7 protein-coding genes and 1 pseudogene are annotated in these 11713 nt (G+C 39.4%); 3 read left to right on the forward strand and 5 right to left on the reverse strand.

Annotation, left to right across the window (positions count from 1 at the left end; all coding sequences use genetic code 11):
• Window positions 1–240 precede the first annotated feature (240 nt).
• Window positions 241–2604, reverse strand: coding sequence for an alkaline phosphatase D family protein (locus tag CWB60_RS03810; protein WP_138576752.1), 2364 nt, complete (start codon window positions 2602–2604; stop codon window positions 241–243).
• A gap of 704 nt (window positions 2605–3308) precedes the next feature.
• Here CWB60_RS03810 and CWB60_RS03815 point away from each other — a divergent pair.
• Genes CWB60_RS03815 through CWB60_RS03825 form a run of 3 tightly spaced genes read left to right on the forward strand, consistent with a single transcriptional unit; the run spans window position 3309 to window position 5876 of the window.
• On the forward strand, window positions 3309–3716 hold the full coding sequence (locus CWB60_RS03815; RefSeq protein ID WP_064385079.1) for a hypothetical protein: 408 nt from the start codon (window positions 3309–3311) through the stop codon (window positions 3714–3716).
• Window positions 3717–3721: 5 nt separating this feature from the next.
• The gene (locus tag CWB60_RS03820) at window positions 3722–3967 is read left to right on the forward strand and encodes a hypothetical protein (RefSeq protein WP_138576754.1); all 246 of its coding nucleotides are present in this window, start codon (window positions 3722–3724) and stop codon (window positions 3965–3967) included.
• Complete coding sequence (locus tag CWB60_RS03825; RefSeq protein WP_138576756.1) at window positions 3948–5876, forward strand: CRTAC1 family protein; 1929 nt, start codon at window positions 3948–3950, stop codon at window positions 5874–5876. Before CWB60_RS03820 ends, CWB60_RS03825 begins: the two co-directional genes overlap by 20 nt.
• 361 nt (window positions 5877–6237) lie before the next feature.
• Here CWB60_RS03825 and CWB60_RS03830 read toward each other — a convergent pair whose 3' ends face one another.
• The 4 genes and pseudogenes from CWB60_RS03830 to galE form a co-directional block, all read right to left on the reverse strand.
• On the reverse strand, window positions 6238–9696 hold the full coding sequence (locus tag CWB60_RS03830) for a TonB-dependent receptor (RefSeq protein WP_138576758.1): 3459 nt from the start codon (window positions 9694–9696) through the stop codon (window positions 6238–6240).
• A 338-nt stretch (window positions 9697–10034) separates the two neighbouring features.
• A pseudogene (locus CWB60_RS21155) lies at window positions 10035–10343 on the reverse strand (aldose epimerase family protein); the annotation flags it as partial.
• A 24-nt stretch (window positions 10344–10367) separates the two neighbouring features.
• A complete protein-coding gene (locus CWB60_RS03840) occupies window positions 10368–10562 on the reverse strand; it encodes a hypothetical protein (protein WP_096041599.1) in 195 nt (64 codons plus the stop codon).
• Window positions 10563–10679: 117 nt separating this feature from the next.
• Window positions 10680–11708, reverse strand: coding sequence for a UDP-glucose 4-epimerase GalE (gene galE / locus CWB60_RS03845; RefSeq protein WP_064385073.1), 1029 nt, complete (start codon window positions 11706–11708; stop codon window positions 10680–10682).
• Window positions 11709–11713 lie beyond the last annotated feature (5 nt).

Genomic DNA, 11713 nt, shown 5'->3' on the forward strand with positions numbered 1-11713 from the left:
ATCCACTCAGTCGTACCAAAATTATTCTCCCCTCCGAATAAATATAATTAAGATACTATTTGTACGACTGTAGCTCAGTTGTTTAGTGCGCTTCCTAATCTTTATGCCTCGCGCCGAATTCAGAGCCGCATTATTGAAAGAGCTAAGGCATTATTTTTTACTTAAAATTGCGTCAATTAAAACGGCGATAGAATATATCAACTGCCGTTTTAAAAAGTACACTAGTAATTTTAACCTGAATTAACTTAACAGGTTGTTACCTTTGTTCTCTTGCTGATGAATGGTTACAGGCCAGCCCGGGAACTGATTACTTGCTTTACCATCGTTAACATCGACTAAAAATCGATAGGCATCCATTGTGTAAGTGAGATTGTCACAATCAAACGTAATAAAACCAAAACCACTGCCTTTTTCATGCGCTTTCACATAGCGGTTATTTGATTTTCCAACCTCTGGATTACCAACCGCATAGACATAAATCTTGTTGCCAAAGGTGTCATTATATTCGCCTGTTTCGGCAAGTCCGTGTGCAGGGCGGTTTTGGTAAGGCATATTCATCGATTCAGGTTTCCACCACCTTGGCCAACCTGCTGAAATGGCAGGCGTACAAAAAGCCCAATTACTATCTCTTTGTTGATTTACACCATATTCCGATAAAGAACCTAAATGGGTATCGCCACAAATATGTAACGCCATAGAGTCACGCATTGCATCAATTGCACGGTTACGCGCAGAGGCAGGCCAACCACTTGAGTCAAAATCATATTTTAAGAAACGATCTGGCAAAGGCTGATGAGTAGAAATAGCAGCGAATACGGTTTGGCTTAATACCGCCTTTAATTTATGCCCGCGCCAGTCATTACCCCACGCTTTAAGAAAATTCTCTTGGCGATTTCCTAGCAGATCCAAACCAGGAGGATTGAATAACGGGTTATAATAAAGCGGATCTTCGTCTTGCCCTGTTTCTCCCACCGAAACATTAATACGCTCTGGGCCACTTTTCCATTGCCTATCGGCAAGAATGGCAAAACCAACACCGCCGTATAGCATCGCCCCATAATAAGAAATAATGCCATTCGTTGGTGTAGAGTCATAAGGATCTGGATGATGGTTAAGCGTTGTTTTATGTACCATATTAACCACCCGCGCAGAATCTATGTAACCGCCTAAAACACTTGCTGAAGGGTCTTTTGCAATATTTTGCATTTTTGCGCCCCCCTCACCCCACAAATTCCCTTGCAGTACATCGTGATCATCAGGTAAACAAATTGTCGGTTGATTACGCATGACTTCTTTAAAAGCCCAACCAAATTGATAAAATTTGCGTAAATAGTTTAAAATTGCCAAATCATCCGGCGTACGAATAACACCAAATCCCCCATGGCTTTCATAAATTTGATCGCCAGAGAAAAACACTAAATCGGGGTTTAATTTTTCGACATTTTGCGCAACAGGTTGGTACGGAAAGCCATAATCATTTTGACAGGTCAATGCAGCCATTCGTAGCGTATTATTTCTTGGGTTTGCTTTTATAATCCCTGAATATATATCTGGTGTGTGTGTACCATCGCTGAATTTCTCATGATATACAACTCGAAAAGGCGTATCTTGTTTCTCATCCCAATTGGCAATACGAAAAGTCGCCAACCAGCCATCATGGTCAATACGCTGTGAGTCGATAGCAATCCATTGATTGTCACGTTGTACTTGCAGCTCTAATTGTTGATTGTCTTGCTCACCTATTGGTCCTGTGTAAGCACTCAATTTCATCACAAAACCTTCATGACTTAATGTATCGCTCAACGAATACATAGTCCAAAGAATAGGGCCAAATGTCTGTTCATTAGTAACAGAGAACGCTTCACCTTGCATAGCCCAGTGGCTAAATTTATAACGTGCGCCTAATTTATCTTCTGGCACATTTTCATAAGTAACAGATTGAATTGAGAAATTACTCACTAGCGCGACATTACCTAATAGCTCTGATGCAGGTACCAAATGGGTAACCGTACCGATTATATTTTCAGTTGATGTTAAACGAGCCGTTAGCTCTAACGCCATAGCACCTGATTGAGGAGTCCCAGAAAGTGTTAAAGTAACGGATTGATTCTCTAACGGAATTTTTAAAGGCACAGTGTTGTTACCCAACACTAAATTGTTATTTTTGATACCGAGGTCGTATCCCTGTTGAACAAAACAGTTACTGCGGTATTCATTGAGCTCACTTTTAGCGCCAAGACGAATACCCGCGCCTCCATCGTTATTATTTTGCTCTAAACGCGTAACCTCCACTGACATGGAAAAAGCTTGATCAATATTCGTTATTTGATGTGTTAGAGAATGAACACTGCGATTCCCCCCACGAGTTATACATTCAGCCGCACCGTTATTCACACGCCAATCTTCCATCGGATTAGCCCAATACTGTTTGCCAAGCCAAACTCTATTATACGTTTTATACCAGTTATCACGGTGAGCCTTGTTACCGCAAGTAAAGGTTGAAGTCATAGCACCTAAATGACGAGTACAACCAGAGACGCCAGTTGCAACAACCCCAGCAGCAAACATTTTGAGAACTGAGCGACGAGATATATTTTTATTCATAATTTTCAATCTCACACATTGAATATTGTTAACAGTAAACAAACGATATATGTTTTCGTTAAAAATATCAGCATTTGTTTTCATAAAAACATTAAGAAATTATAAAAACTTCATTCAAATGTAAGATTACATGTTTTGAAGACCCCTATTTAACCCGGAATAACACACGGTTCAACATTGATTTAGTCCCTTATATTTAACACGTTTGCCATTTACTCACGCACCAAGATATAACGTTTAACTAAACGCTGAGCACCCAACTTTATGCTTTGCTTTATTATTGCACTAATTAATGGTTGCTATTTAGACACAAAAAAATGTAACCTAAGTAAATTGTTGACAATTAACATAAAACTTAGCTTGTTATGTCATTCCTAAATAACTATAAAATAAAGACACGAATTTTAATGCTAGTGCTTATTCCATTACTAATTACAGGGCTTATATCAGTTGAAAAAGTACGATCTTCTTTGCCGCAGCAGCAGAGGCTCGCTTATCGACAAAACGCGCTAACAAATACTAATCAGTTTAAACAATTCATTACTGAGAACCAGCAGCCAGTTAAGCAATTTCCGAACTTGAATAACCACGTAGAAATAATCGATAAACAATTAAGCGATCTGCAAATAGTCTGACAAGTAGCTGATGAAAAAAATCACCTAAGTAAAGCATACATAACGCAATTTGGTCGAGAAGTTGACACGATGTATGAAATTAACAATCTCATCCGCAAACTATTAATGACATTGAGTGAAATTGTGGTCATCACCAGTAGTGTCGAACGCTCATTTCACGATAGCGTTATAAATACTGCAAGCAATACACAATTAGATGTATACATATACGGCGAAATTTTCAGAAGCGCGACCGCAGTGCAAACTTATAATGGCCTATTTTATAATTTTGCCACTGAAAATGCACAATGTGCGTTTATTCAAATGACGCAAAACGTGAGCTATTTAAAGTCTGAAGAAGTGACGCTACAACCCCGTGAAAACATCTATCAAAAAATCAATAAACCGCTAAATATCGCTGGCACTTATTGGCCAGAGCTTGTTAAAAATGTGTCAGCCATACAACAGCGCACCATTGAAATGTACTTAAAGAGCTGATCGACATGGCTCTGCAAATTGCCACAGCCACAGAAGAACAAACATCAGTGTCTAATTTCATCAATGAGCAAATAACCTTAATCAACACTGATGCTCAATCTGTAACAAGTACTACCCTAAGCAACCAACAAACGGTCGATAACTTAGCTGATATTGTTGAAAACTTAGAAAGCTACATTTATGAGTTTACTTTGGCTACGCCTACACCAACACCTTATAAGGAGTATTTCTATGAGCAATACAGTATTTAAACTCAGTGCTATATCTATTGCACTTTGCATCACAGCTTGCAGTAATCAACACACCAGCATGCAAGCTAAACCTAAAATAATGTTCGACGATGTCTCTGTTGAAGTGGGATTAACAACTGATAAAAATTGGAAGTACGGCGGCCCATCCCTATCTGATTTAAATAATGATGGCCTGTATGATTTATTACTAACTAATCATGACTCTACGCCTGTTCAGTTATTCTTATCAAATAGTGATTTTAGTTTTACCAAGCAAGCTGATATTTACCCACGAGTTGACTTACACGGCATGGCCAGTGGCGATTACGATAATGATGGCGATAATGACATTTTATTATCATTAGGCGGCGGTAATGGCCTTAGCCCGCAACCACAGCGGTTATTACAAAACAACCAAGGTCAATTTACTGATGTTACAGCGCAAGCTGGCTTATCAGAAATGGGAGCGCGAGGACGTTCTGTTCGGTGGATTGATCTAGATAACGATGGCGACTTGGACTTTATGCAAGTTAACGCTGAAAAAATGGTGACAGAGCAGAGCCCCCGTAACATTTTATTTGAAAATAACGGCAATGGTACATTCGATTATCACCCTTCCCCCGTCTTTGAAAATTTAAATAGCGAGCGCGTGCTGATCACTGATTTTAATAACGATAACATTCCTGATATTTTCGGCTTTAATGGTTACAGCCCGTTAGTAATTTTACAAGGCAACAATGATTTTAGTTTTACCGATGTCACAGCTAAGGTGTTGCCACAATCACTCGATACAACGGGTACTTTAACTCTTGCCCATGCCGATATCGATAATGATAGAGATTTGGACTACTACCTTGCTAGGGGCAAATTACATTACACCATCGCCAATAATAGTATTTCATACAATGACCAACTAAAGCGTTTAGACTTACGAGACGAAGGCAATAAAAGTCATGATGGCTTGAGCCTAACAACACAGGGGGATTTGATTCTAAGTGATTTTTATCATTTTCCTCGGGGCAAAAAAATGAAAGCTATGCCGGTCTTTTTAGGTGCCGAACAGGTACCCATAAACACGCCAGTCTCAGAGCAAAGCATCGCTGCAGATCAAGCCCAAGGATTTGCAAAAAATATCAATAAAACAGGCTGGTATATTGGTCATTTAGGTAACAACAAATGGCGGGTAGAATGGTATTTAGCGGATAATTTAGCATGGGATGTGCGCGCTTCGTTCAAAAATGTCATTAGCTATAACACAGATTGGACACCACAAAACCTAGCATTAAGTGATATTTTACTACGTAACGATAAAGGTCAACTTACGGATATATCAGCGCAATTACCAAAACAAACTATTGATAATAACTGGGGCGTGGTGCCGGGTGATTTTAATAATGACACTTTAATTGATTTCGTGGTGTATCGATTTGGCCATTTAAAACAACGCGTGGCCGATGTGATGCTCATTAACCAAGGCAATAACCAATTTACTAGCCAGCTATTAAATTCAGCCACCAGCGAGTTAAATCAAGATTCTCATGGCGATATGGGCGCAGCATTTGATTACAACCATGACGGTAAGCTTGATCTGCTCAGTGGCGATGACGACAACGGTCGTTGGCACTTATATAAAAACACCTCAGCGATGCTTAATAACCATTACAGCTTAGTGCGTATCGGATATTCGCCATCAGGGATTGATGCAATGGGGGCAAAGGTTGAAATAAAAACGGCTCAAACGACCCAATATCAAGTTGTCGGTTCGCACAGTGCAAACCACTCACAGAGTTTAATGAACATTGCCCATTTTGGCTTAGGGAATGATTCTAACATAAAAGAGATTAGTGTCACTTGGCGTGATGGCAGCCATATTGAGCTCTACGATCAACCCGCTGATAGTTTGGCAAATATAGGGTCTATTAAACACTAGTTTAATAGTTCCAGCCTTGGAGTTTTTTAATTAATCACCTACAACTCCCCATACTTTGCCTGTACTTTATTTTCCCGTTTCAATGGGTCCCCCCTGATTTACAATTCAACTTTTTCAGTAAAACAAGGTGTTAAGAAATTTTTCATGCAACGCTTCGCTTAAAGCCCTAGTGCATAAAGTGACTAAATTGATATAGAATCAAACGTGCCCTAGCTTTACTGTGCTCAAACTGAACTAGATCAGTAATTAACCTACTTTAATATATGCCACTCACTTCATCTGCACGGTATAAAAAAGCTTGTACAATTATCAGACAAAAAAAGCCCGCAACGATGTTGCGGGCTTCTTCTCGAGAAACGTGTTAGAAATTAATACGCGTATTAAGTCTAAATGTACGTCCGGTATGGTATTGATAAACCGTGCGTGACTTAGTTGCATCACCTTCTAGTGGGCTACCTTCATTAAAGGTCACACCGCCTGCTTCAAGAAACCTGCTAGTGAAGTACTGGCGTACTCCTTCATCTGTTAAGTTAGCCACTTGGAATGATACAGACATCATATCTGTTACTTGATAAGTAGCTGAGAAGTCGAGTGTTTGGCGACCATCTTCCCACAGCGAGCCATTCTCCCAAGAACGTTGTACTAACTGATCAGTCGTACCTTGGTATGATAAACGCAACTGGTGACCATTTTTCTCCCAGAAACCAGTCAAGTTGTAACTATGCTCAGGTGTATATGCAACAGCAAGTGATGGTACTTTCACACTGCTATCAATTGAAGAAACTTCTTGGTCATATTTAGAATCTTGATAAGTATAGTTAGCTTGTAAACCTAAACCAGACCAAATACCCGGTAAGTTATCATAGGTTTGCATGTACTGTAGTTCAAGACCTTTTATTGACGCTCCTTTACCGTTTTTAATACGCGTGGTATTAAACTTAGCACACATTTGCTCTAAATCACCCGAGTACATCCAGTCTTTTAAGTAGTCTTCGCCGCCTTGGAAGCGCTTAGGCATACACCCTTCTAAGCTATCTTGTCCTGCAATAAGCACTAAGTCACTTGGATCATATGATTCACCTTCTGTGAGTCCTACGTCACGTAAGTCATCCATATAGGTCACGATTGTTTCTGACTCTTCAAAGTTAGTCATATCTTTGTAAAACAGTGTCGCAGCTAATAAACCTGACTTATTGAAATACCACTCATACGATAAATCTAGATTAAATGATTCAAGTGGATCTAATTTCGGGATAGTCAGTGTAATAGAATTATTCCTGTTTTCTCCGCCCCATTGTGTCTCACTTACTTTAAAGCCTGGGCGAAGCGAATCTATTTGTGGGCGCGCCATAGTTTTAGATGCAGCAAATCGAATAATTGTATCTTCATCATGCAGATAATTGATATTTAAGCTTGGTAAAAACACATCATATTCATGCTCATCTGTTACAGCAAATGTGCGAACACTGCGATCTTCTGTTGGTAATAAATTCCCGTTTTCATCAAACTTACGTTCGCCGTATACATAATTTTTTTCAGTTGAAACATCTGAGTGACGCCATAACCACCACTCTGTTTCATTAGGATTGCCTTGAATAGCATTTGGATCATGACATGCACCTTGGTCAGCAATAACAACATCATCTGTTTTGTCATTAGTACCTAATGTATCATAACCTAAACCATCAACGCGTGACCAACGCGCTTCTTCGTCATAATTAGTTCCGTAAAAACGCGTGGCCTCACATAATGGTAAGCTGGTATCACGTAACTCCTCAAGCTTAAATGGGTCCATTAAACGTGCCGCATTTGAAGGGTCATAAGCAAATTGCACGCCGGATGATCCCTGTACTTCAACTGTCGTTTTAACATAACGAACACCCACATCACCAGTAATTTTGCCATCCATTACTTCGAAATTTAACTTAGTGTATAAAGCTAAGTTATCAAGTTCCGTATTACGTGTATTTGAATCATTAATATCAAACGCAACCTCTGAACTACCTTGCGCGACTTCAAAGGCTTTAAATGCAGAAAAACTAGACCAACCATCAGTAATACTATCGCGACCGTAACCAAGACCAGCCATAAAGTCATCGACTGGGAATTCGTCACCACTTGTCACCATATCGCCTGATATGTCACGTAAACCACTGCCTAATACGGTTGGTTGTCCTGTATAAGGGTTTAATACAACAACACCTTCGCCCACTGTGTTAAATGTACCCTGTTGCGCATCTACGTACTTAGTCCGGTTAGACCATTTCGCGCCAAACTCAATTGAGCGGAAGTTATTTGAATCAAGTGCATAATCAAAGTCAACAAATAGCGATTTTTGCTCATCTTCTACTGTATTTAACGTACGATTCATATAATTCAAATGTTGCGCACTTAAATCATCAGGGTTAAATCCTGTCGTGCCATAGTTATCCCATACATTGAGTGGATCACCAAATGTATTGTTTTCGCCATAATCAATCTCACCACTTCCAGAGATCAACTGACATTGACTACTTAGCGTACAGTCGTAGCCTACTGGTTCAACATCTTCTGGCGAGACATTATTAATGATCCATGCATTAATATTCCCATAGTTTTGCATACCAACATACACAGAATTATTAGGAACTTGCTCTGATTTTGAATAACCAACACCAGCATCCATTTGCAACAAATCACTAAATTGATGATTAATATCAAACGAATAAACAGCGCTTTTGTTATCAAAATCAGCTTCAGATTGCAGCAAGTCACCAGTACCAAAGCGGTTTACAAACTTAGTGAAGGTGTTAGTTTCTAGATCAATGGTACGCCAATCAGCTTCTGGATCTGTATAAATTGAAGGTCCCGTTGATAGACCAGGATCTTCACCTTCAACTAAGTTTTTATAATCAACAGAACGTGTACGAATACCGTGCATTGAGTTTTGGATTGATTGGTTACTCAAATTGGCATTAAAATTTACTTCCGTAGTTTCTGACGCTAACCATTGCAAACCTAGGTTAAAATTAGTGCGGTCATTTTGGCTTTCATGGTATTCATAATCAGTAAGGCGAGGTGAAATACCTACCGCATTTTCTACTACATTACCATTTGTATCTTTGGCCAGAGGCGATTCTAGTGCAAACCACTGCGTTGCTGAATACTGATCTTTTCTGTAGGCATTTGTTTCTTTTACTGCAGTTACAACTACACCAAAAGTGTCTTCAAAAAACTTCTTCGACATAGTGCCTGATACTTTATAGTTATCTTCTTCAGATAAATCATTATATCGACCTTCAAGTGTTACGGTTGCAATTTCATAATTTAAATCGAGTGGTTTTGTAGTGGTTAAATTTATATTCGCACCAAGAGAACCTTCTTCATGATCGGCACTTGGTGTTTTTACCACCTCAATTTTCGATAAAATATCTGATGAATATTGCGATAAATCAACACCTTGACTATAACCTGTTGAGCCAAGCTGAACTCCATTCATGCTGATGTTATTTTGCTGTGAATTTGCACCACGAACAGAGATGCGAGAACCTTCACCATCTACTGACTGAACAGAAACACCGGTTACACGTGATAATGCATCAGCGATGTTTTGGTCTGTCGATTTACCGATATCCTCAGCGTTAATTGAATCAACCACGTTTTCAGCGAAGCGTTTATCGTTAATTGATTTTTTAACACTAGCAGCTAGGCCACTTACTTCTATAACTTCTATGTCTTCTTCAGCTTTTTTAGTTTCTTCTTGCTGAGCGTAAGCCAGTTGAGTAGTCATAAGTGCTGCAGTTATTGCACTGAGTTTAAATATACTGTTGATGGTTTTCATGTGTGTTCCCCATTGAAGGTTTTATTATGTTGTCAGGTTATTATTTTGTAAACAATAGTATGAGCAGCAATTCATTGTCAACTGTATTTTGTTAACAATGCAGTGTTAATTCAAAAAAAGCGAAGCTGCTTTCACGCTTACTTCGCACTCTTTATCACGGTTTCGCTAAATTAAAGGGATTCAACGTTATTTATAAAAGTCAGTTAAATTATTTGTTAAACTTTTTAACATAAGGCCAACTGGTAAATTGTTTGCATTTAGCTAGAGCCAATTAACCCTGCACTTAATTTAAGAAAGTTTCTCCGTTTCATATCGACTTACCTTATTTTTGATTATTTTTATTGTGGGAAATGGATCTCAAATTTTATTTGTTGGTAATACGGTTTCTCTGGTGCATAAAGCGTACTGAGAAAATGTGGATGATTGACAGCATTGGGAAGTTCATGTGGCTCAATACACAGCCCCATGTAAGGGCCAAATTGTTGGCCATCAAGATGCTTAAATTGCGGGTCAAGGTAAAACCCAGTATAAAACTTACAACCCGTTGCCGTTGAATGTATATCAACTTGGTAGCCCGTTATTTTATTTACAATAGAGCCAAGAAGCTGTAATTGCCCTGCCCCCTTTGGGTCTAATAAATAGTAATCATCAAAACCGTTGCCAGTTAGAACTTAATCAAGCTTGGTGATTTCACTTGGCTCACCCTGCATTGTGATCACTAGCTGGTTATCACTAAGCTTATAGCTAAAAATAAATTCAACACGACCAGGAAAACCTTGATCATTGCTAGGGCTAACGCAGTGAAAAGCCACCTTATTAATGCTGATATCGTGCTGGATTACTGCGCCAATCTGCTTTATTTTCATAACACAAAGCAAGGTGATCGCCGTTAGGCGCCTCAATTGTTCGAATAGTGGCGCCATAGCTACTTAAAGTCACTTTTAAGCCATCATGCCGCTTAAGCGTTATTGTCTGCATCACGGTTACTTGCTTAAAAAGCCTTGGGGGTTATTACTTTGCCATCGCCATGTGTCTTTCATCATGTCTGCGAGGGTATATTTGCATTGCCAGCCTAAAACAGACTGGGCTTTAGATGAGTCAGCCCAAAAAGATGCTAAGTCGCCATCGCGGCGCTTTCCGATCTCAAAGTTTATATCAACTCCGGTATGTTCAATAAACGCTTTTACTATGCCAAGCACAGAATAAGGAATACCAGTGCCTAAGTTAAACGCTTCATATAAGCTGTGGTGTTGCTCGCCAAGCCACTTAAGAGCTTTAATATGACCATTAGCTAAATCACTAACGTGTATATAGTCACGTTCACATGTACCATCTTCTGTAGGATAATCACCACCAAAAATAGCGAGTTTATCAAGTTTACCTACAGCTACCTGAGCAATAAAAGGCATTAAGTTATTGGGAATGCCTAATGGGTCTTCTCCTATTTGGCCGCTAACATCTGCACCTATAGGATTAAAATATCGCAAACTTGCCACTTGGAGAGCTGTGTTAGAGGCAACGATTTCTTGCAAAATTTGTTCGATCATTACTTTGGTTTGCCCATATGGGCTTGCCGCGCGCCCAAGCGGTAAATCTTCGGTATACGGGACAGAAGCACCTTGACCATAAACCGTAGCTGAAGAGCTAAAAACTAGCTTATTAACGTTATATTTAAGCATGCACTGGCATAAGTTTAAGGTAGATACCAAGTTGGTATAGTAATATTCAAGTGGTTTTTTTATTGATTCGCCAACCGCTTTTAAGCCAGCAAAGTGAATAACGGAATCAAACTTGTGCTCGCAAAACGTGGCAGATAACTTGTCAGTATCGAGTAAACTAGCATGAATAAATTCTACTTTGCGCTTTGCTAAGGCCTCTACGCGAGTAAGCGCTTCACGACTTGAGTTACTTAAATCATCTATTACAACTACATCAAAACCATCTCTTAATAAGCTTAAAACAGTGTGGCTGCCAATATAGCCCGCCCCACCTGTTACCAGTACTTTGTCCATTTGGC

It is taken from the genome of Pseudoalteromonas sp. S327, assembly GCF_005886415.1.
GTDB classification, from domain to species: Bacteria; Pseudomonadota; Gammaproteobacteria; order Enterobacterales; family Alteromonadaceae; genus Pseudoalteromonas; species Pseudoalteromonas atlantica.

What these genes read in the sequence shown, in the direction of transcription:
- CWB60_RS03840 (WP_096041599.1), bottom strand. Translation starts at nt 10,562, where the DNA reads ATGAAAATAAAGCAGATTGGCGCAGTAATCCAGCACGATATCAGCATT.
- CWB60_RS03815 (WP_064385079.1), top strand. Translation starts at nt 3,309, where the DNA reads ATGTATGAAATTAACAATCTCATCCGCAAACTATTAATGACATTGAGT.
- CWB60_RS03810 (WP_138576752.1), bottom strand. Translation starts at nt 2,604, where the DNA reads ATGAATAAAAATATATCTCGTCGCTCAGTTCTCAAAATGTTTGCTGCT.
- galE (WP_064385073.1), bottom strand. Translation starts at nt 11,708, where the DNA reads ATGGACAAAGTACTGGTAACAGGTGGGGCGGGCTATATTGGCAGCCAC.
- CWB60_RS03825 (WP_138576756.1), top strand. Translation starts at nt 3,948, where the DNA reads ATGAGCAATACAGTATTTAAACTCAGTGCTATATCTATTGCACTTTGC.
- CWB60_RS03820 (WP_138576754.1), top strand. Translation starts at nt 3,722, where the DNA reads ATGGCTCTGCAAATTGCCACAGCCACAGAAGAACAAACATCAGTGTCT.
- CWB60_RS03830 (WP_138576758.1), bottom strand. Translation starts at nt 9,696, where the DNA reads ATGAAAACCATCAACAGTATATTTAAACTCAGTGCAATAACTGCAGCA.